The following is a 21,247-nucleotide window of genomic DNA, read 5'->3' as shown; positions in this document are numbered from 1 at the left end:
TGCTCCCTACGCCGTTCCCCGGGTCGCACCGCAACGCCGCTGGCGGCCAACTCTCGTCTGGTTGGCGGTGGCGCTTGTCGCTGCCGGTGGGCTGATCGCCGCTGCGGTACTACGCAAGGTCGGCACCACCGCCGAGTATCTGGCAGTGAGCAGCACGGTCGAGGTTGGCTCAACTATCGATCGTTCGGATCTCAGCACGGTACGCATCACCGTCGACCCGGCCCTCAAACCGATCAGGGCCGGCGCCGCTGACGAGGTCATCGGCAAGTTCGCGGCGGTCGGGCTGGTACCCGGCACCCTGCTGACCAGGGCGCAGCTCACCGAGACGGCCGTGCCGGGGCAGGGTGAGCAGCTGGTGGGACTCAGCCTGTCGCAGGAGCGCATGCCCGCCGAGAGGGTGAAACCCGGAGCTCGGGTGCTGCTCGTCGTCACCCCGGCCGACGGTCCAGCCTCGGCCCAGCAGCAGACGACGGCTGCGCCGATCAGCATCACGGCGACCGTGGTGGACGTGCGTGCCGGCGTCAAGGAAGGCACAACGCTCCTCAACGTCGCTGTCCCCGATCGTGACGGACCCCTCGTCGCTTCCCGTGCGGCCGCCGGGCAAATCGTCGTCGCCCTGACCCCGGGGAGTTGATGTGGCCATCATCGCGATGGTTTCGGCCAAGGGCTCGCCCGGCGTCACCACCACCGCATTGGCGTGCGCCCTGTCCTGGCAGGGACGCACCGTGCTGGCCGAGTGCGACCCGGCTGGCGGCAGCGTCCTGAGCGGCTACCTGTCCAGACTCGAGATCCCGCCCATCGGCCTCCTGCCGCTGGCCGCGGCGGCCCTCCGCGACCAGCTCGCCGACACCTTCCCTCACCAACTCGTCGATCTCGACGCCAAAAACGCGGGTCAGCGTCTCGTCCTGCCAGGCATCAACGACACGGTTCAGGCGGGCACCATCCGACCGACCTGGGATCCACTGACCACGTTCTTCGGCCAGCTGGAGCACCGTGAACCCGGCTACGACGTCATCGCCGACTGCGGCCGACTCGCCACCAGTGCACCGCCGTGGCCGCTGCTGTTCCGCGCTGACCTGCTGCTCCTCGTAGTACGCGTGACGAACCTGCGGACCATCGCGCCGGCCGCGGGCGCGGCAGAGATGCTCCGCCGGGAATTGACCCAGTACGGCCAGGGGACCGGAACGCTCGCCCTGGCTCTGATTGGCGACGGTCCCTACCGCCGACGGGACATCGAACAACGCCTGCAGCTGCCCACCGTGATTGAGCTCCCCGACGACCGGCGTACCGCCGAGGTGTTGAGCGACGGAGGCGGCCGACTACGAGGCAGCGAGCGATTGCTCCGGGCCGCCGCCAGTGCGGAGCCGGCGGTACGCGATGTGATCGCGCGGCGGCGGGCTCACCTGGCGCCTGCGTCAACAAGGGGGAGTAGCCGTGCCTGAGGAGCGCCAACCCAGCGGTCCGACGTGGCCGGCAGCCGTCGACCGCGTAGCCACAAACGGCCACCGCTGGCCCACGAACGGCACCACGGGCGCCTTCAGACCGGCGCCCGAACCGCCCGCCGTTGCGGCACATCAAACTGCGAGTACCAGCATCGACTACGCGGCGGTACGACTGCTGCGCGCCCGGGTCAGCGCGGAACTGACCGTGGCACTCAGGGAGACGCCGAACGTCTCCACAGCCCACCGGCACGCCGAGGCCGAGCGCATCGCCGCTCGGCTGGTCCGCGAGCATGTCGACGCTCTGCACCAGGCCGGGCAACCGATCCCGCAGGCCGAAGAAGACGCCCTGCTCGACGCGGTCGCGGCCGACATGTTCGGCCTCGGCCGCCTGCAGCAGCTGCTCGATCGTCCGGACATCGTCAACATCCACATCCTCGGCTGCGACAACGTGCGGATCGAGCACACCGACGGTCGAATCACGGTAGGCGAGCCCGTCGCCGAGACCGACAAGGAACTCATCGACATGTTCCAGGTCCTGGCGATGCGCGCCGGAGCGACCGAGCGTTCACTGTCGTCGACCAAACCGTGGCTGGACATGCAGCTGCCCGACGGCAGTCGCCTCACCGTACTCATGCAGGTGTCGGTGCGCCCCTACGCGGCCATCCGCCGGCACACGCTGATGGACGTCAGCCTGGAGGATCTCCGCGACAAGTACGGCGCCATCGACGACCTGATCTGCCACTTCCTCAAGGCGGCCATGGCCGCCGGCCTCAACATCATGGTCGCCGGACTGGCCGATGCCGGCAAGACGACCCTGCTACGTGGTCTGGCCCGTGAGATCCCGGACCGGGAGCAGTTCGTCACCCTAGAGGAGTCCCGCGAGCTCGGTCTGCACACCACCGGACGACACCGATGGGCGATGAGTCTCGAGTCGCGCGAGGGCCATGGTTCACGCGGCACCGACGGTCGACCTGCGGGCGAGGTCACGATCATGGACATGATCCCGCTGACCCTCCGGATGTCCGTGCAGCGAATCATCGTCGGTGAGGTCCGATCCCGAGAGATCGTGCCGATGCTGCAGGCCATGGCTACCAGCAAGGGCTCGCTCTGCACCATTCACGCCCGGCACCCCCGAGCCGTGATGGACCGTGTCATCGAGCTGGCGCTACAGCACGGACCCGAGATGACCGCCGAACTGGCACGGCGAATGGCCGGCGGGGCCATCGACCTCATCGTGTACGTCAACGTCGAGGACGAGACCAAGCTCGGTGGTCGGAAACACCGCTATGTCTCTGAGGTCCTCGAGGTGGGCGGGATGAGTGGTGATCAACTCGTCACTACCCAGGTCTTCGGTCCGGGCTCGGACGGACGAGCCGTACCCCGGCATCTGCCGGAACGTCTGCTCGAACCCCTGCTGCGTGTCGGATACGACCCGCGCCACCTGACCGCCTACATCCAGCAGGGAGAACACAACCACGGCACATGGACGGCCGGTCTTGACACCCTGAAGAGGCGGCCATGAGCCTGCTCGACCTCGCCGCTGTGCTCGCGGGCATGCTGGCTATCGCAGGCGCGGTGCTCGGTGTTTTCGGCGTCGTGGGTACCACCCGTCCGCCCCGACCTTCATCGGCCCTACAGCAGCACGCCCGTCGCTGGTGGACCGGGCCCGGACGCACGCGCCGGGAACGCCGCGCCCACCAGATCAGGGTGGGTACGGCGATCGGCGCAGGTGCCCTGACCTGGTTGCTGACCGGCTGGCCGGCCGCCGGGCTGATCATCGGCATTGCCCTCCCCGGGATACCGTGGCTATTCGCCGCAGGTCGTGCGGAGAAGCAGGCGATCGCCCGGCTGGAGGCCGTGGAAGCCTGGACTCGCCGATTGGCCGACATCGTCGCCCGGGGAATCGGTCTGCAGCAGGCCGTCGTCGCCACCGCAGCGACGGCGCCGCAGCTCATCGAGCAGGAGGTCCGCGACCTGGCGGCGCGTTTGCAGGGCAGCGCCGACCCCATCGCTGCTCTCCAGCAGATGGCCGACGACCTCAACGACTACACCGCGGATCAGGTCATTGCCCCGCTCATGCTCCACGTCACCGACCGCGGTGAGGGTCTACACGAGGTGCTGACCGGAATCAGCCGATCCATCGCCGCCGAGATCGAGATGCGCTCGACGGTGGATGCGAAACGCGAAGGCCCCCGCTTCGCCGTTCGGTTCCTGACGGGCATGACCATCCTGCTGCTCGGCTACGGGGTGATCAACCCGCACTATCTGCAGCCGTACGGCAGCGTGCTCGGGCAGCTCGTGCTGCTCTTCCTCGCCGGCCTGTACGTCGTGCTCATGACCTCGGTCCGCAAGCTCAGCCTGCCGCCCAAACGGGAACGACTACTACCACCGGTCGAGGTGCAGACCTTGGCGGCGACGGCATGAACAACAGCTACGTCACCGCCATGGTCCTCGCCGGCGCGATGGCTGGGTCCGGGGTGTTTCTGCTGGTCGTACAGCTGATTCCGGCCCCACCGGCGCTCGGTCCCGCGCTTCGACGGCTTCATCCGCTGAGCGCCGCGAGCGATACCCCGGCCGGCATCAGCTGGCTCCGGCGGCGGTTCACGGTGCCGTACGCCGACCTGCGGTTGCTGGACCGCAGCACCGACCAGTACTTCCTCACCCTGGGGCTGTCGGCACTGTTCTGCCTGGTCCTGCCCGCCCTGATCACCGTCGCCGTTGCGGTGCTGTCCCTGCCAATCTCGGTGTTCATCCCCGTGGGCGCGACGATCGTCGCCGCCTTGGCCGGTGCAGTACTGGCCCACCGAGAGGTCGTGTCCAAGGCCGCAGTCGCACGGGCGGAGTTCACCCGGGCCATGTGTACCTACCTCGACCTCGCGGCACACCAGGTTCTTGGTGGGCATGGTCCGGTGGAGTCGCTTGAGCGCGCGGCCAGCGTCTGCCACGGCTGGGTCTTCGCCCGCATCCGAGAAGCCCTGCTCAGCGCCCAGCTGCAACTGCGACCGCCGTGGGACGAACTGAAGGTCCTCTCCCGCGACATCGAGGTCATTGAGCTGGGTGACCTGGCGGACATCATGCGCACCGCCGGCAGCGAAGGTGCCAACGTCCACCAGACGCTCCGCGCCCGCGCCGACTCGATGCGAGACCGGATCCGCACCGAGGCTCTCGCCCAGGCCGAGCTGCGTACCAACAAGCTCGACATCCCCGCTGCCGCACTGATCCTCGTGCTCCTCGTCCTCATCGGCTATCCGTTCATGGCCCGACTGTTCGTCCGCTGATCCCGGCACACCTCTCACGGAAGGAACCCGCCATGCTCACCATTCACGGCGTCGTCGCCTACCTGACGACTCGCTGGCAGGACTTGACCGATCCGACCCACGCCGACCGCGGCGACAGCCCAGTCGGTACCGCCGTCATCACCGCGATCCTCGTCGCCGGCGCAGTGGTCGTCGCCGGTGCGATCGTCGCCGTCGCCAACGGCTGGGTCGCCCTCATCCCGACCCAGCCGTGAGCCGGGAGCAGCCCACCAACCGCCCGTGCCCGACCGGACGCGGGCAGGCGGGTTCCGGGCCCAGCGATCGTGGCAGCTCACCGGTGGAGTTCGCCATCATCGCGCTGCCGATGATCCTGCTGACCTTCGCCGTCATTCAGGCCGGGCTGATCTTCTTTGCCCAGTCCATCGCGCTGGGTGCCGCAACGCAGGGAGTCAACGCCGCCCGGGGCTACCAGTCCTCAGCCGCAGCGGGAGAGACGCGAGCCACCAACTTCCTGTCGACCGCCGGGGTGGGCCTGGAAAACCAACAGGTCACCGTTATCCGCACCGCGACCGAGGTGCGAGTCACCGTTACCGGCCAGGCGATCTCGGTGTTACCAGGGCTCAGCTGGACCATCAGCAAGTCCGCCCATGGACCCGTCGAGCGGCCCACCACGCCATGAGCACCCGGTGGATCCGCGATCAGCGCGGCTCGGCGAGCATCGAGATGGCAGTGGTGGCACCGGCCATCCTGGCGTTGTTCGCCGGCGCCGTCATCGGTGGTCGGATAAACCTCGCCCGCCAGGCGCTCGAGGCGGCGGCCTACGACGCCGCCCGTACGGCGTCCCTGGCCCGTACCGGCAGCGAGGCGAACGCCCAGGCGCTGGCCGCTGCCGACTCCACCCTCGACGCCCAAGGGCTGAGCTGCACCGACTTGGCCGTCGCCGTTTCCACCGCGGGCTTCGGTGTTCCAGTCGGCCAACCCGCCACCGTTACCGCCACAGTTAGCTGCACCGCTACCTTCTCCGACGTCGCGCTGCCCGGGATGCCCGGCACCGTGCCGCTGGCCGCTTCCTTCACCAGCCCGCTGGACACGTATCGGACACGGCAGTGACCGTGCGCAAACGCCGGTTGGGCGACGACGAGGGTCGGATCACGATCTGGTTCGCCGTCCTCGCACCGGCCTTCCTCGCCTTGATCGGCCTGGTCGTCGACGGTGGTGCCAAGGTCCGCGCCTACCAACGGGCGGACAACATCGCCGCCGAGGCGGCCCGGGCTGGCGGGCAGGCGATCCAGGCGGGGCAGGCCATCGACGGCGGCGCTAAGGAGATCGACGCCTCGATGGCCGCCACCGCGGTCCAGGCGTACCTCAACGATCTCGACGGGGTCACGGGCACTGTCACCGTGGACGGCGTCCAGCAGCTCACCGTAACCGTCACTGTCACCTACAACCCGATCCTGCTCGACCTGTTCGGTGGGGGAGCAGGCACGACGGTGACCGGCCGGGCCACCGCGACCCTCATCGCTCAGTGACAGACCGGGAAGGAGTAACCGTGGCGCGGACCGTACCGACGATCGGTCGGGGCAGGCAGGTGCTCGATGGCCTCGGCGCCCTCGCCGTGGTCGCGCTGATCGTCGCCCTGCCGGTCCTTCTCGTCTGGGCCGCCGGCAATCCGTTGCCCGGTCTCGGAGCATGGTTCACCGACCTGGTCGAAGATCCGAGCGCAGCCGCCTCCCAGGTCTGGCACACCATCAGCAGCCGGGACGATGGAGACCTCTTCCTGCAGACACTGGCGCTGATCGGTTGGGTCGCCGTCGTGCTGGCTGTCTGGACCTGGGTCACCTTTCTGATCGCCCTGGCCGTGGAGACGATCGCCCAACTGCACGGGCGTCGGCGCGGTCGGGTTCCGCGCAACATCGCTCGCATCCCCGGCATGCGACTGCAGCAACGTGCCGCGGCCGCGCTCGTCGCCGCGATCCTCGGTGCGCTCGCCGCTCCGGCTTTGGCATCAGCATCAGTGCCTGCAGCCATCGCCAGCCCGCCTGCAGTCGCGGTTGCGAGCGCGGAGCAGGTGGCACCGCGCACGGCCGCATCGGAAAATGTTCCGAACCTCGCCGGTTACCTTGAACACTCGGTGGAGCGCGGAGAGAGCCTGCTCGACATCGCAGAGGGGTACAACGTTTCCTGGCAGCGCTTAGCTGAAGCCAACCACGGCCGTGCGCAAGCCGACGGGCGAAGCCTCCAGCCAGGCAACACCCGGGTGTACGCCGGCTGGAAACTGCGGATACCGGTGGACGTCTCCCTGGCAGCAACTACCACGACGCAGACGACACCAGCTGCATCGGCCGGGCCACTTGTCTATGAGGTGGCACGTGGCGACTGGCTAGCCGGCGTCGCGCAACGCTTCCTCGGTGACGCCGATCGCTACGCAGAAATTGCGGATATCAACCCGGATCTCGAACGACGTGAACACCGATTCCCGAACCACATCGAGCGTGGCTGGCGCGTCAAACTGCCCAGCGACGCCCGCGATCGTGGTCCTGTCGACCACGCCCAAGGCCAAGTTGTGGCTAGCGGCCGCACCGAACCGGGTCCGAGCGCACCAGAAGTCGACGACCAGCCAGCAGTGCCCCGCTTACCGGACGCTGGGGGGAATCGGCCCGGCGCACCAGCTCCGCCGTCACCCGAGACCTCTGCGGCCCCTGCGGCTACGCCAACTGCCTCGGTCAGCCCGTCCGTGACGCCCGGACCGTCGACCACAGCAGGAGGTACTGCGGATCCTCCCGCGCCGCGTGACCAGACCAGAAACCCGGCCGAAGACGGCGACCTCGACGAGGTGATCGTCCTGGGATCGTTGGCCGGTGCAGGGTTGCTCTCCGCGCTGCTGCTCGCCACCGTTCTCCGTCGCCGGCGCCGCCAACGTCAGCACCGTCGACCCGGCCGCCGGCTGCCACATCCTCAGGGTGGTGCCACGGAACGCGCCCTGCGAGTTGCCGAGCAACCCGCGGACGTCGACCGACTTGACCTCGCCCTACGCAGCCTCGCCGCAGCGCTGGCGGAGCGGGAACAGCCCTTGCCGGATATTGCCGCCGCCTGGATTGTCGACCGCGAGGTTACGGTCGTGCTCAGCGAGCCGGGCCCACAACCGCCCGCACCGTGGATCGCCGCGGGCAGGGACTGGACCCTGCCTGGTGGAGCGGTCATGCCGCCCGTTGACGAGCAGCTGTCCCCGTTACCCACTCTCGTCGCCATCGGATCCCAGCCCGGTCGACACTTCCTGATCGACCTCGAACGTCTAGGCAGCCTCACCATCGCCGGTGACAGCGAACGCGCCCTCGCACTGCTGCGCTACCTCGCTTGCGAGTTGGCCTGCAATGCCTGGTCCGACGAGGTCGAAATCATCGTCACCGGCTTCCCGGTGCTGGAGACCGAACTGCTCATCGCCCTCAACCCGGACCGGGTGCGGGCGGTCTCGTCCGTCGCGGAGGCTGCCACGCGGATTCGGCGGCGTGCCGCAGTCGTGGCAGCTGCCCTTAGTGCAACCGGATCAGCCGACACGTTCGCCGGTCGCATATTCGATGTCGGCGAAGCCTGGGCACCTCAGGTGCTGCTCGTCGCCGATCCGGACGCGAACGATATCGGCGTGCTCGATGAGCTGGGGAAGGAGTTGCGGGGGCTTGGGCGATCCGCTGTCGCGGTGGTCAGCACCACGACGTCCCCCGCCGCCGCAGGCCCGAACACCGCCCTGATTGATGTTGGCGGCCGACTGCGCCTCGCCCTGCCGTTCCTCCTTGTCGAGGGCGCCGCAGCAGGATTGCCGGTGCGAGAGTTGGAACCGCTCGTCGAGATCATGACGCAGGCGAGGGCGGCCACGGACGAGCCGACCCCGCTGGCGACTGAGCCGGAGTCGTGGGCGGAAGATACCGACGCCGCCGGCTCAGTGCTCGACCTGTTCACTACGAGCCAACCGGCCAGGCCGACGGCGCCCACGTCCGGCGATGCAGCGACCGGCGCCGTCGACACGTCGACGTTGGCGGACCCCATCGTCGCGGTGCCCGGCATCGAACATGCCCGTACTGTCGCCACGGCTCCACCGCGCGAGGTCACGGCCGCGATTCGCCAGCGACGCCGCCAAGCTGACCCGCAGCTCGATGCCGATTTGCGGGCCTGGCGAGAGCGGGACAGCTACCGTCCTCGGATCAGCGTCCTCGGGGCGGTAGTGGTCGAAGCCCCCGGCCCGGTGCCCGACCAGCGTCGCCGTTTCCACGCGGAACTCATCGTCTACCTTGCTCAACGCGGCGCCCGCGGAGCATCGGCCGAGCAGCTCACCGATGCGCTGTGGCCCGATCAGCAGGTCAAGGACGCCAGTCGACGGGTGGCCATCACCCGCGCCCGCCGGTGGTTGGGAGAGACTGCCGACGGCACCGCCTGGCTGCCAGAGATGGGATCCGACCGGCTCTATCGGTTGGCGCAGGGCTACCTGCTGGACTGGCACCTGTTCCGCCGGCTGCGCAGCCGCGGCGAGAGCCGTGGTCCTGCCGGCGTAAAAGACCTTCGAGCTGCGTTGGAGCTCGTTCAGGGTGCCCCTCTCGACGGAGCCGACCGCGCCTACGCAGCCGGTACCCGCAACCCCTTCACCTGGCTACCTGAGTCCGACATCTATCCCGGGCACATCACCTCTGCTGTCGTCGACACCGCCCACGAACTTGCCGAGCTCTACCTTGAGGCGGGCGACCCCGCAGGTGCGCGGTGGGCCGTACAGCGGGCCTGGCTAGCCGATCCGGAGCGCGGTGACGACGGGCCCTGGCACGACATCATGCGAGCCGCGCACGCGGAAGGACATACCGCTGAGCTGCGGAACCTTCTGGGTGAGCTGATGCGTGCGCGAGAAGCCGAGGTGCCCGAAGACCTGGCACCGGTCACCTACGCCCTGCTACGCGAACTCCTGCCAGATTTGCTGTCCGCGAGCAGCGGGGCTGGATAGACGGACCAGCATCGGGCGGGTTTCGTCTCACCGCGATGTGTCAAATTACGAGGGGAAGAACCTGATGATGACATCGAACCAAGCTCACGGCATGGACTATGCCGAGGCAGCTCGAGAGATAGCAGCTCGACTTGCCTATGGTGCCGATGACACCACCGCCGCAGGTGCTGTTCAGCTGGCGATCGAGGCGTGGAAGTGCCTGGCCGGCACCGACCTTGCTTGGGATCATTACGGCCTGGAGCTGCTTGACGTCCGAGCGAGGCTCTACTCGGATCACGACGACGTCGTTGTTGACGCTGGGGCGCCGGTCCGGGATGACGCTGAGACTCGCCTCGCCGTGACGGCGCTGCTGGAGCAACTGGCGCAGTACCACGATCGTCTGGCCGCCGGTGATCGCGACGACCTGGCTCGACGGCTTAGCCATGACGCCGGCGCCCAACAGCTGCGACGCGCGGCCGCGGCCCTGGTATGACGGTTGGCCAGTGGTACAACGAGGCGTATCAGGCCTTACGTACCGCGTCTACCGCCATGGGTCTGAGCCGTGCAACGACTGCGGCCGATATCAATGCCGCCGTGATTGCCAGGTCTGCCATCTACACGCAGTTGGCTCGAGCGACGGTCCTGCTGGTTGGTGGCCGCCCGGCAGCGGAGGCGCCAGATCGGGCCCGTGCCACGGCCATTCTGGCTAGGCACGGGCAGAGTTTGACCCAGCTCTACGTCGGGCTTCAAGCCGCCGCGGTCATTGATCGGCAGTTTCCAGCCTCTTCCGCGGCCGTGGTCGCCGGACCGGCGCGTTGGCTCCGTCGGGCTGCCGACGCCATCGGCGTGATCGGTGACATTCTTGCCAGTCACGTCCCGCCGGGGCAGACACCTCGTACTCCGGAAGGGCTCGCGGTTCGAGCTGGCGGGGGGGTCCAATCTGGCCTCGCCGACATCGCCCGGCTCACCTCGGCCGCGATTATGATCGACGTGGCACTGCCGGGATGGCTCGACCAAAGGCGGGACCATCTCACCGAGATCTACCGACCGGCGGCGGAGGCCGCCAGGTGGACCGCCAGCAGCCGCTTGAGCGCGGTCACCCATGAGTTGATCTCCTTGGGTCGCGGACAACCCCGACTACACGGGCTCGACGTTGCCCGGCCTCCGATGAATCCCGCACCCGCCGTCAGTACCGCGGATGACGCGGTCACAGCTGTCAGCGCAGCGCGAACGTGGATGTGGCAGAACACAAGGGAGTTGACGGCTGTCCACCTACAGCTCGGGACTCAACTCGGCCTGGCGGTGCGTGTGCTGTCCAGCGCCGGCCACCCGGAGACGACCGGCAGCTGGCGTCAGGCAGCCATTGCGGCTGCTGACCTGCGTGCCACCCCTCCGATTGGCCCAGCCCGCGACACTGCTGCCGAACTGACAGAGGTCCTGCGCTGGCTTCGATCTCTCAGCAAGGGCGACCATGGAGGGCCGGGCGGCCGGCAGCTCCAGCAGATCTCACGCCTCAACTCGGAGCTTCCGATCATGGCGGCCACGCTTCACAAAGGGCTTTCGGCTGCCCTGCAGCGCCGCGACCTGTTTGTCAGGGATGAAGGCATCCTGCAGCGCCCTGTTGGCTCACTCATTTTCCGCGCCGCCGAGCGTTGGCGTCCCGCCACGAGAGGCGACGACGTCGTTCAGGATCTCACCCATGGGCTGGTGCAGGGGCAGGACGCCCGCAGTCAACGTGAAAACCGGAGCCCGTTATCCAGCGCTTTTCCGAGCCCGCCACGGCCTAGGACAGCGATTTCTGGGTCGTCCAGCGCGGGGTTCGATCCGTCGTCCGGGCCGACTGTCCGCCGGTCGCGGTGATCTCGTGCTGGCTAACAGTTCATGGACGACGTCACGTAGGGCTGATGCCCCTGATGCAGAAACGCGTCGATCTGCGGTGATCACTGAGGGCAGCGAGCCGGTTACGACCGTTGATAGGGTCACCGCCATGACCGCCTCGCGACGGGATGGCATCTCCGTCGGGCACCAGCATGACCCTGCTGGCAGCAGTCCGCACGACTGCCGGAAAGGACCGATCCGATGACGCCCGGGTCACGAAAGCCCTTGAATCCCGACGTACCCGCTCTCGGACCTGACGTGGATGTCTACTCGCCGGACCGGTCCGTTCGCATCGCCGCATCGAGTCAGGGTGATGTCGCGGTCGAGGTGGACGGCCTGCGCCGTCACACGGATGACTCGCTGGCTAGGCAAGTGCGGGCGGCGGCCAGGATCGCGTTGGCCGCACTGCAAACGTCGGCACGCGACGGTAAGCCACCCGTGTACGAGCGGCGGAGTGGTCGTTGAGCGGTCAGATGAGCAGGAAGACGCTGGCCATCGTGGCCGGCATCGTCGTCCTGGCCCTCGGGCTGCTGGGCGGTTGGCGGTGGTGGCCGTTCGGTGACGACGAGGTCGTTCCCTCGTGCGCCGAGTTTGCTGCAGCCCTACCGGATGTCGTTGAAGGGTCGTGGATCCTGACGCGTACGGAGCCGAAGCGCGAGGTTGACCGGTCGCGGGTTCGCTGCGATCTCGACTTCACCTCTGCTGATCAGACGTATCAGGGCAGGGTCGTGTTGAGCGTCATCGAGAGCAGTGACGAGGACTTCCTCCGTAGCACGGCCACGACCGGCCCGTGCGAGGGCGAGCAGGTCCCGAACCCGAGCGCGGCGCGATACGAGGTGGCGCGATCCTGCTCGGCGAGGATCAACGACAAGGTTTACGCCGGCGTCTTCCTCGCCTCCGACAAGCGTTACGCGCACATCCTCGCGGACTTCAGCAACGCCAATTCTGCGGTCGCGCAGCTCGTCACGTACGCCAACACCAGCGCCCAGCGCATCACCGATCGGGCGATGACGCTGAAGGCCACGGATTAGGAGGACGCCGTGGGCAAGTTGCAACGCTACTTCGAGGACGTGGCACGGATCAGAGCCGAAGGCGTCTCCGCCAACGGTTGGGTGACGGTCGTCCGGGACCACGACGGCGACCTGAAGGTCGACATTCGGTCGGGAATGCTGCGCCGGTGCAGTCCGGACCAGGTGGCGTCCGAGATTCGGACGGCCCTGCTCGCAGCCCTGGCGGATCATCGGCGGCGGTACCGCCGGTTGCGCATCGACTACTTCGGCTCCCCGGTCGGTGTCGAGCTGTTCAATCCGAGCGAGCCAACCCAGGAGCAGGGGCAGGCAGTATGACCACGGACACGTCGGCCCTGCGGGTCGAGTCGCGGGCACTGGTGGCCTTCGGAGTGGAGCGTTACGAGGACGCGGTGACCTACAGCGCCGTTCGCCGCTACGTCGGCGACGTCGGTGCGATCCCGGTGGCCGCCTGGGGCACGCTCGAGGGGATTTCCGACAAGCTCAACCGGGACTGGGCGACGGCCTTGGGTAGCAGGATGTCCGAGGCGGCGATCGCCCGCGACGAGATGGAGCGCATCGCCGACGGGTTGTTGCAGATCGCCGCTGACTACGAGGGCACCGACCTGGACGTTGCCACCAACCTCGACGTATTCAACCGGGATCTGGGGCCATATCTGCCGCTTGGCGACGGCTACGGCAGCAGCGTACGAGTCCGTCCGGGTGGCGCAGGCATCCTGTCCCAACCGCACGACCGCAGACTCCCGGACGACCAGCCGGTGTTGGTCATCCCGGAAGGCAACGACCGGCTAAGCGCCACCCGCAACGAGCGACTACCGCGGACCCGCGTCGTCGAGGAGCCGATCACCATCGGCAGCACCGACGGCAACAATCTCGGCTTCAGCGGCGGCCGGACCATTTACTACGAGAACGGCGAGGGCGACCAGCTCGACACGTTCATCCACGAGCACCGGGACACGCTTCTTCAGCTGGAGGCGATCCTGATTGAGCTCGGCACCGGCGACCGCCTCCCACTGACGGGCCTGATGGTCCACGCCTGGCGGTCGGCGCCCAAGGTGATCTGGAACCGGGCCGACCTCCTGCATTCGGTCGCCGGCACCTACGCCGAGTTGCGCGCCGAAATGGACGGCGAGCTGAAGAACCTCAAGCTCTACTGGGAGGGCAGCGCCTTGCAGGCGTTCAGCCAGTACGCCGAACGCGCCTCGGCTTACCTGCTTCAGCTCGAGACCCAGACGCGCTGGCAGGCCGAGGAGGGTAAGAAGGCCGCAAGCATGCTGGAAGGCCTCCGCAACGCGTACGCCGGCCTCGGCTACCAGCACATCGGCACGCTCATTGAGGCCCTCAAGGGCTACATCGAAGCGGTCAACGGTCTTTTCTCGTCGTGCTCGAACCCGGAGGCCGCGCTGCAGAAGGTCGTACAGGAATTTGTCACCTTCCTGTTGGAGGCCGAGCGCCTGCACGCCGAAGCCATGTCCGACCTGATCAAGATTGATGAGCAGGAGCGTAAGGAACGCCCCGACCTCGGCACCCGAAACCACACCACGACGCCCTTCCCGCAGGCCGAGGTGGGTGCCGATGCCTGGTTGGACGGCGGCAAGTGGGCTCCCCGGCCGGACCGCCCTGCGGCATGACCGCAGACCTCCGCAACTCGGCGCGTCTGGTACAGAATGCTGATGCCCATCAGGTGGTTCAGGGGTACGCGGCGGGCCGGGTGCTGGCGGTGTGGCCCCGTTCGAGGATGAGGACGTACGAGAACAGGCCCGGCCGCCGCCCTGTCACCCGCTCCTGAGCGGCGAGGATCTCGCCGCTATTCGGATCGATCACGAGCTGCGACGTGGAGCCGTCGGCAGTCACCGAGAAGCCCAGGCCGGGACGTCCGGCGAGATCAGTGGTTTTTCCGAGGTATTTGATCTGGGGGACTGTGGCGAGGACTCGGAGGCTTGCCGCCCGCTGCTCTCGGTTGAGGTATTGGCTTGTGGCGAGCCCGACGACACCGCCGGTGAGCATCCTCGGGTAGGCGGGCTCGGCAGCCAGTTCGCGGGGTGCCAGCGCACCGGTCAGCGTTTCTGCGTCGGCCGGCAGCGGTCCGGGTAGGTGCGGATGCAAGGTGTTCACCCGGTGCCGCGTCAAGGTCTCGGGCGCCTTCGCAAAGAGTTTCCGCTCGTCGCGCTCCGGCTGATGGTCAACGCCGGGTAGGTCGGGAAGGCGCCGGGTGACTTCTTGGCCAGAGCCGTCGGCGTCCCGGCGCCACCGCCGCACGTCCGTACGAACGATCATGTTAGTTGCGCGGGTCCACGTCTGGGTGTGCAGATAGGTGTACGGAAGATCGGCCGTGCCGTCGGCGGGTGTGGCGGAGATGCTTTGGGCCAGGGCCATCAATCGCTGGTGTGGGGTCAGATTTGGGTCGGCCGAGGTCACACTCGGCGTGGCATCTAGCTGATTTCCATCGGTCAACGACGTGGCTGGGCCTGGCGTCTGCTCCAGGGGCGTTCCCGACCCGCAGCTGGTGAGAAGCATGCTTCCGAGAAGGCTGACGACCACGCAGCGGATGATGACGGTCGATCTGAGCATAGGTCTCTGATTCCTCGCTGGTGTCTGAGAAGGTCGATCCCGGCATAGGATCCGTCGTCGAGGCGGCCTTGGTGCCGGGCGTTAGCTGGTGATCAACCGATCTGATTCGCCGTCGCCGGGCGGACGGCAGCCGCGCGGGCGATGCGGCGCAGCGGCCAGAGTCGGGGCCCGCTCGGCAGGTGCAGCGGCAGGCTCGCGAGGTAGCCGTTGGCCTGCAGGAAGTCGCGGGCAGCCTGGTTGGTCACCACTGTGTCCACCGGGTGACCGAGTTGATCAACGACCTCGTGGTGACGAGCGAGCAGCTCTGCGCCGATGCCCTGCCCACGGTGGCTTCGTGCCACGTACAGCCACGCCAGCCATTGATGCGGCGCGTCGGATCGGTAGCTGCCCACCAGCGAGCTGAGCTGCTGAAACCGAGGTAACGCGCGCCTTGTGAAGGTGCCCAGATGGTGATCGGACAACACCGGTGCGTCGTCGGCCGGATGCCGGCGCCACACCGCGACGCCGCCCATGTCCGGCAGCAGGTCGACGTCGCCCCACTCAACGGAATGGTCAACTTCTGTTGCCAGTAGTCCCTGGAAGACGGCTTGCCGCTCGGCGGGGTCTGGAACAAGCCACTCGGCCACCGGGTCTTCGGCGAGGCCGTGAGCAAGGAGAGCGGCGATCGCCGCTACATCTTTGGGCTGCCCGGGGCGTACGAGCAGGGTCCTCACCGCGGGGGTCACGGGGCGTTGCGGCGTGGCAGCGGTCCGCTTGCGGGGAAGCCCGCGGGCCGGGCGGCATCGGGTTGCCCGCGCCACATCCGCCATATCGTCGGCCCGGTGGTGGGAAGGATCAACGGTGGACCCGCCCGGTAGCCGAGTCTGACGTACAGCTCGCGGTTGCGGACGTTGCTGGCCTCCAGGTACGCGGGCATGCCGAGCGCGTCGAGCTGGCGGTGGCGGTGGCTCAACAAAGTGGCGCCGACTCCGCGATTCTGCTGTTCCGGGCTGACGGCAGCGTAGGCGAGGTAGTGGTGTGGCTCGCTGGGGTGAAACGCCTCGAACACCGCGTCGAGGAGGGCAAACTTCGGCGCGTATACCCCGGTGGCCGCTTCCAGTACAGCCGGATGCTCCAGAAAGTTGGGCGGGGGTTCGATACGCGGGTACCAGATCGCGACGGCGGAGAGATCTGCGGTGGTGTCGACATAGCCATTGTCGAAGCCGTGGTTCAGGACCAGCTCGAAGTAGCGGCGGTAGACGGCGTGGCGGTCACTGCGGTCTGGGACCAACCAGTCGGCTACGGGTCCGTCGAAGAACGCCTCGGCGAGGACGGAAATCAAGCCCTCCGCGTCGCCGCGGCCTGCCTGGCGAACCGTCACGTTGGTGCTGATGTCGGTCATGATCACTCCTGGCTCTGGTCAGGCCGGTTGGCGGACGGCGGCAACGCCGCGCAGGGACGCGATGGCGCTCTGCGCGCCGAGGCCGATGGCGTCGTAGACGTCCGGCTTGGCGGCCCGAAGGATGAGTGCCCAGGTCACGCCACCAAGGGCGACGATGGCGTACGTGGTAGGGATGAGCCAGCGCAGCGGCGAATGCGGGTGTACGCCGAGGAGGGTGTCGAACTCCTGCACAGTGACGGCGAGGATGGCCGCCAGCGCGACCGTCGCGATCAGCGGCGCGACGACGGCCCGCCAAGGCCCCTCGGTATGTCTGATCCGGGCGAAGAAGCCGACCACCGCCGCAGAGGTCACGGTCATCAGGGCCAGGACGCCGAGGCCACCGGTCACCGTGACCCAGAAGAAGAGGTGCACGATCGGGTCGGCGTTCGCCACCGCGTAGCCGACGAGTACGACCACCGCGACGACGCTCTGGATGATCGAGCCGATCTTCGGTGCGCCGGTACGGTGGCTGGTCCTACCTAGCGCCGCGGGGAGCACTCGCTCCCGCCCGAGGGCGAACAAGTACCGGGCCACGGTGTGGTGAAACGACAGCAGCGCGGCGAACAGACTGGTGATGAAGAGGACGCGGCCGATCGTGATGACGCTCGTGCCGAGGTGCGGCGAGACGAGGTTGAAGATCAGGTCGGTCCCGTCCGCGCGGGCGGCTCCCACGACCCTGTCGGGACCGGTGGCCACGGACATGGCCCACGCCGACAGGCCGTAAAGCAGACCGGTGATCGCCACGGCGATGTACGTGGCGCGCGGTACGGTCCGGCCCGGGTCTTTGGTCTCCTCGCTGAAGACGACCGTGCCCTCGAATCCGACGAAACCTGTGATCGCGGTGACCAGTGCGGCGCCGATTCCGGCGGCGAAGACGTGCGACGGAGCGAGGGTGTCGAAGGTGACCGTCCCGGTGGCGGGGTGACCGACCATTACTGCGTCGAAGACGACTGCGATGGCGCACTCGGCGACGAGCATGACTGCCAAGACCTTGCCGTTCAGGTCGATGCGCAGTAGGCCGAGAACGGCTACAACTGCCCAGGCGATCAGAGCGCACAGCCACCAGGTGGTGCGCCAGCCGTACTGGCTCTGCAGGAACTGGGCGAGGACCGCGCCGAACCCGCCGTACAAGCCGATTTGCATGGCGTTGTAGGCCAGTAGCGCGACCATGGCTGCCGCGACGCCGGCCGGGCGGCCGAGTCCCCGGGTGACGTAGGTGTAGAAGGCACCGGCGTTGACGATCCGCCGGGACATGGCGACGTAGCCGACCGCAAACACGGCGAGCACGGCGGCGACGACCAGGTACGACACGGGGATGCCGGTCACACCGGTAACGGCGTACCCGGTGGTTGCTCCGCCGGCGATGACGGTGAGTGGCGCGGCCGCGGCGATCACGAAGAAGACGACGGAGGGGATTCCGAGTCGGCCGCGTGCCAGGACAGCTGTGACCGTGTCGGGTTTCGAATGGGGCATGGTTTCTCTTTCACGTGGGGTGTCTGGTGCGCGACACGTCAAGTGGTGCGGTGGCTGAGGACGCCTGCGCCGATGACGCTGCTGAGGTCAGCGAGGAGATCGCGTAGCGGTAACCACGATTGGTTGACCACCTGGCGCAGGTGTGTCTGGGCGCTGTACGGCGCGCCGTCGAGCAGAGCTGTGTCCAGCTGGGTGTGCAGAGTCAGGCCGGCCAGCGCGACATCGAAGTGGTCGAGCTGCCGGTAATTGCGCACCTGCTGCGACAGTCGTGCCCAGGACCAGGCCGCAGTGTTGATGTCTGTCGGCAGGTAAACGGTGCGCTGCCGCCAGAGCCGGCTGACCCGGTGCTGTCGGAGAAGCCCGACCTGCCACATGCGTGTGGCTACCTGCTCGTAGGCGGCGGTGGCCAGAAACGTCAGCCAGGTCCGGGTGTCGGTGTGCTGCGGCTGAGCGATCAACCGGTCGAGGACGAGGTGTTGCAGCCAGTCGTTCGGCGGGATCGTCCGAAGGACATAGACCTTCCCGTGCTCGAACGTGATCCGGCGCATGTAGTACAGCTCGGCCAGCAGCGCGGCGGCGAGGCCTGAGGCGAGTGCGGTGTCGAAGAGCCGGGGTCGGCCGGTCTGATCGTCGTGCGCCATGTAGAAGAACTCGTCGGCGATGCGAGGGGTGACTGCGGCAGCGGTACCGACGGCTCGCACCGGTCGACGTGGCGGTGCCGGGTCGTCGTGGGCTGGCGTGGGCTGTTCATCTGCTGCCTCAGGTGGTCTGTTCACCGCGGCTCGCCTTCCGGAGGTGAGTGGCCGGAGGCGGGGAGGAGCCCGAGCCGCCGGAGGAGGTGTCGGCCCCCGGCGTGGTGGGTGAGCTCCTCCACTGCCCAGGCCTGCTGCTCGCATTCGTTGTTCCTGCAGTGGAAACAGGTGCGGTCATCTACGTGCTGGAGCACCGTCAGGCGAGCCGACTCGAAACGGTCGACCGGACGGTCGCTCTCGTCGGTGCTCGTCACGGCGTCTGCGCGATCCGGCGTAGCGCGGCGACACCAACGCGCAACTCCATACAGGGCGGGTGTAGATCAACCTTGGGGTAGTCACACTGGGGTCGGTGGCCGCGTACCCAGATCCACTCTTCACTGAGGTGAGCGAGATCGGTTCGGAGCCAGGCGACGACGACTTCGACACGCGTGCCAGGGGTCAGGTCGCGCCCGAAAGACCAATCATCGGCGCCGAGCCTCAGCAGCGTCCCGGGCTCCACGGTGGGCAGGTTGCCAGGGTCGCTCATGGTGTTGGCTTCTCGTCGCCCTGTGGGTTGTGACGGATCCGCCAATCGGCAGGCACCCGATCAAGACCGGCCCAGAAGGCACGGTTCTCCGCAGTGAGCTCTTGAGGGGAGGCCTGGTTCGGGCCGGCCGTGCCAGTCCGGTTCCATCCGCCGTGGTGGCCGAACAGCGTCGCTGCGCCTTCGCAGTCGATGCCAAACGGTCGGTACTGCCGACCGTCCTGTGCTGGGACGAACCACTTGATTCGCTTCGCCACCGTCATCTCCCTCACTGGCTGGGCGCGCGGCCGGGATCCTCCGGCCCTGGCCGCACATCCGTCCGGGGGTGCAGGGACCGACTCGCGCGGGGGACGCGACGGGCCCCTGCACCCTGCTCGCCTGGGTAGTGCCGAAACAGGCACCTGCCCAGCTGGATCTCGGGCGATTGAGCGACCGCGTGGTGGGGGTGGTCCCACCCTGCGAGCAACTGAATGCGACTCAACGATCACTGAATGCTGTGCGACTGGGAATGCCGACCTTTGGTCTGACCTCGTATACCGACCTCCGGTCCGACCGTCTTCTGACCTGGGAATTCATGGCTGCGCAGGAACCGTCTCCAAGATCGTTTTGCTGTCTGTCGGGGTTACATTGAGATCACCGAGCCGGCCGCATGGTCGACCGGCTTGAGACGAAGCCGTGGAGGCCGCCGGTGACCAGACCCAGTCCGCACGTCCGGCGACGATGGCTTGGGCGCGAGATCAGGCGCCTGCGTAACGAGCACGGGCTGGCTGCGGAATCACTTGCACGCGCTGTCGGATTTCCGCGGCAACAGCTCAGTGCTCTAGAAAATGGGCGTCTCGGCCCCGACATCGACCTGGTCAGCGGGATCTGCGAATACCTGGCAGTCGGCACCATCCGGCGCAGGGCCATCATGGACGCGGCGACCGACGGCTGGGCGCCCGGATGGTGGATGGCGAACGCGGAACAAATAGGTGCCCGGCAGGCTACCTACGCCGACCTGGAGAGCGGCACCAGAGTCATCACGGAGTACGCCTTGGCATTGGTTCCCGGTCTGCTCCAGACGAAGGCGTTTGCCGATGCTCGGCTGCGGAGTGACCCTGCCCGGCACCCCGAGACCTTCGACCCCGCGGCAGCCGTGGCCGCCCGCGCGTACCGGCAGCAACTGCTACTCGCCGCCGATGGGCCGCGATACGAGGTGGTGCTCGACGAGATTGCGATCCGACGCTGCGGCGCCGACCCACATATCGTCGCCGACCAGCTCCGGCACATCGTCGCCGTCTGCGCTGCACACCCAACCGTGACCGTCCGCGTGCTACCGATGGACGCGTCCATCAAGGGCCACAGCGCGCCCAGGTCGGCGTACTCGATCTACCGCTACCGCGACACGCCGGACTCGGTGGCTGTCGCCGCCGACACGCTCACGAGTGATCTGATTTACACCGAGCCGGATGAGGTCCAGCCCTATCTGAGCCTGCACAGCCGGCTGAAGGCCGCCGCGCTTCCACCCAACAGCAGCATTCATCTGCTCCGCGTCGCGGCGCAGGACCTGTCACCGATCAAAGGAGTTCCCGCATGACTTCGCGATACACGAGGTGGCGCAAGTCCACCCGCAGCGACGATGGCAACTGCGTTGAGGTCGCCAGCGCCGCCAACGGCACCGTCGGCGTACGCGACTCGATGGACGCCACCGGCCCGCTACTGGAATTCCGCCCTGCGACTTGGAGCGCCTTCACCAGCGGCATCCGTGCCGGCAAGTTCAGCCTTTGACACCGCCCCCGTCCACTGCAGCGCCGTACGATGCGGCTCGACCTTCGACTTGAGGGCTTGATCCCATCGGAACCATGGCCCTCTGGGCCCGATGTTGGCATCCTGGACATCGAATCCACATGGCTTCGAGTAGCCGATCAGCAGCAGCCAAGCGCCCGCTACGGATAGACGTGAAA

23 protein-coding genes are annotated in these 21,247 nt (G+C 67.6%); 17 read left to right on the top strand and 6 right to left on the bottom strand.

The genetic code is table 11. The features are described from left to right. Positions 1-67 precede the first annotated feature (67 nt). From AB0C01_RS07365 to AB0C01_RS07295, 15 genes are all read left to right on the top strand, one after another. Positions 68-634, top strand: coding sequence for an SAF domain-containing protein (locus AB0C01_RS07365; protein WP_357570704.1), 567 nt, complete (start codon positions 68-70; stop codon positions 632-634). Between the two features lies 1 nt (position 635). Beyond that, complete coding sequence (locus AB0C01_RS07360; RefSeq protein WP_357570569.1) at positions 636-1,442, top strand: ParA family protein; 807 nt, start codon at positions 636-638, stop codon at positions 1,440-1,442. 205 nt (positions 1,443-1,647) lie between these two features. Then, positions 1,648-2,964 carry an ATPase, T2SS/T4P/T4SS family gene (locus AB0C01_RS07355; RefSeq protein WP_357570568.1) on the top strand — a complete coding sequence of 439 codons (1,317 nt, stop codon included), beginning with the start codon at positions 1,648-1,650 and terminating at the stop codon, positions 2,962-2,964. Beyond that, positions 2,961-3,866, top strand: coding sequence for a type II secretion system F family protein (locus tag AB0C01_RS07350; RefSeq protein WP_357570567.1), 906 nt, complete (start codon positions 2,961-2,963; stop codon positions 3,864-3,866). Before AB0C01_RS07355 ends, AB0C01_RS07350 begins: the two co-directional genes overlap by 4 nt. Then, positions 3,863-4,720, top strand: a complete 858-nt coding sequence (locus AB0C01_RS07345) for a type II secretion system F family protein (RefSeq protein WP_357570566.1) — start codon at positions 3,863-3,865, stop codon at positions 4,718-4,720. Before AB0C01_RS07350 ends, AB0C01_RS07345 begins: the two co-directional genes overlap by 4 nt. 32 nt (positions 4,721-4,752) lie before the next feature. Continuing rightward, positions 4,753-4,953 carry a hypothetical protein gene (locus tag AB0C01_RS07340; protein ID WP_355030266.1) on the top strand — a complete coding sequence of 67 codons (201 nt, stop codon included), beginning with the start codon at positions 4,753-4,755 and terminating at the stop codon, positions 4,951-4,953. Positions 4,954-5,036: 83 nt separating this feature from the next. Continuing rightward, positions 5,037-5,378 (top strand): TadE/TadG family type IV pilus assembly protein, encoded by a 342-nt coding sequence (locus AB0C01_RS07335; protein ID WP_357570565.1) that lies wholly within the window; start codon positions 5,037-5,039, stop codon positions 5,376-5,378. Further along, positions 5,375-5,809, top strand: coding sequence for a TadE family protein (locus tag AB0C01_RS07330; RefSeq protein ID WP_357570564.1), 435 nt, complete (start codon positions 5,375-5,377; stop codon positions 5,807-5,809). Before AB0C01_RS07335 ends, AB0C01_RS07330 begins: the two co-directional genes overlap by 4 nt. Next, positions 5,806-6,228, top strand: a complete 423-nt coding sequence (locus AB0C01_RS07325; protein ID WP_357570563.1) for a TadE/TadG family type IV pilus assembly protein — start codon at positions 5,806-5,808, stop codon at positions 6,226-6,228. Before AB0C01_RS07330 ends, AB0C01_RS07325 begins: the two co-directional genes overlap by 4 nt. A 20-nt stretch (positions 6,229-6,248) precedes the next feature. Beyond that, on the top strand, positions 6,249-9,680 hold the full coding sequence (locus AB0C01_RS07320) for a LysM peptidoglycan-binding domain-containing protein (protein WP_357570562.1): 3,432 nt from the start codon (positions 6,249-6,251) through the stop codon (positions 9,678-9,680). A 91-nt stretch (positions 9,681-9,771) separates the two neighbouring features. After that, on the top strand, positions 9,772-10,152 hold the full coding sequence (locus tag AB0C01_RS07315) for a hypothetical protein (protein WP_357570561.1): 381 nt from the start codon (positions 9,772-9,774) through the stop codon (positions 10,150-10,152). A gap of 56 nt (positions 10,153-10,208) precedes the next feature. Then, a complete protein-coding gene (locus AB0C01_RS07310) occupies positions 10,209-11,519 on the top strand; it encodes a hypothetical protein (RefSeq protein ID WP_357570560.1) in 1,311 nt (436 codons plus the stop codon). A gap of 515 nt (positions 11,520-12,034) precedes the next feature. After that, entirely contained in the window at positions 12,035-12,568 is a 534-nt protein-coding gene (locus AB0C01_RS07305; protein ID WP_357570559.1) for a hypothetical protein, read from the top strand. Positions 12,569-12,577: 9 nt separating this feature from the next. Continuing rightward, complete coding sequence (locus tag AB0C01_RS07300; RefSeq protein ID WP_357570558.1) at positions 12,578-12,883, top strand: hypothetical protein; 306 nt, start codon at positions 12,578-12,580, stop codon at positions 12,881-12,883. Beyond that, a complete protein-coding gene (locus AB0C01_RS07295; protein ID WP_357570557.1) occupies positions 12,880-14,196 on the top strand; it encodes a hypothetical protein in 1,317 nt (438 codons plus the stop codon). The genes AB0C01_RS07300 and AB0C01_RS07295 overlap by 4 nt, the downstream gene beginning before the upstream one ends. A gap of 58 nt (positions 14,197-14,254) precedes the next feature. Here AB0C01_RS07295 and AB0C01_RS07290 read toward each other — a convergent pair whose 3' ends face one another. The 6 genes from AB0C01_RS07290 to AB0C01_RS07265 form a co-directional block, all read right to left on the bottom strand. After that, positions 14,255-15,106, bottom strand: a complete 852-nt coding sequence (locus AB0C01_RS07290; protein ID WP_357570556.1) for a hypothetical protein — start codon at positions 15,104-15,106, stop codon at positions 14,255-14,257. Positions 15,107-15,228: 122 nt separating this feature from the next. Next, positions 15,229-15,849, bottom strand: coding sequence for a GNAT family N-acetyltransferase (locus AB0C01_RS07285; RefSeq protein WP_357570555.1), 621 nt, complete (start codon positions 15,847-15,849; stop codon positions 15,229-15,231). A gap of 8 nt (positions 15,850-15,857) precedes the next feature. Then, positions 15,858-16,517 carry a GNAT family N-acetyltransferase gene (locus AB0C01_RS07280; protein WP_357570554.1) on the bottom strand — a complete coding sequence of 220 codons (660 nt, stop codon included), beginning with the start codon at positions 16,515-16,517 and terminating at the stop codon, positions 15,858-15,860. Between the two features lie 18 nt (positions 16,518-16,535). After that, positions 16,536-18,029, bottom strand: coding sequence for an APC family permease (locus AB0C01_RS07275; protein WP_357570553.1), 1,494 nt, complete (start codon positions 18,027-18,029; stop codon positions 16,536-16,538). Between the two features lie 38 nt (positions 18,030-18,067). Further along, positions 18,068-18,730, bottom strand: coding sequence for a GPP34 family phosphoprotein (locus AB0C01_RS07270; protein WP_357570552.1), 663 nt, complete (start codon positions 18,728-18,730; stop codon positions 18,068-18,070). Between the two features lie 573 nt (positions 18,731-19,303). Further along, positions 19,304-19,561, bottom strand: a complete 258-nt coding sequence (locus AB0C01_RS07265) for a hypothetical protein (RefSeq protein ID WP_357570551.1) — start codon at positions 19,559-19,561, stop codon at positions 19,304-19,306. A gap of 431 nt (positions 19,562-19,992) precedes the next feature. Here AB0C01_RS07265 and AB0C01_RS07260 point away from each other — a divergent pair, with 431 nt between their 5' ends. Together AB0C01_RS07260 and AB0C01_RS07255 are read left to right on the top strand one after the other, a co-directional pair. After that, positions 19,993-20,880, top strand: coding sequence for a helix-turn-helix transcriptional regulator (locus AB0C01_RS07260; protein WP_357570550.1), 888 nt, complete (start codon positions 19,993-19,995; stop codon positions 20,878-20,880). After that, the gene (locus AB0C01_RS07255) at positions 20,877-21,071 is read left to right on the top strand and encodes a DUF397 domain-containing protein (RefSeq protein ID WP_357570549.1); all 195 of its coding nucleotides are present in this window, start codon (positions 20,877-20,879) and stop codon (positions 21,069-21,071) included. Before AB0C01_RS07260 ends, AB0C01_RS07255 begins: the two co-directional genes overlap by 4 nt. Positions 21,072-21,247 lie beyond the last annotated feature (176 nt).

This window comes from Micromonospora sp. NPDC048905, assembly GCF_040649655.1.
Lineage (GTDB): Bacteria > Actinomycetota > Actinomycetes > Mycobacteriales > Micromonosporaceae > Micromonospora.
This window is presented reverse-complemented; position numbering and strand designations above follow the sequence as displayed.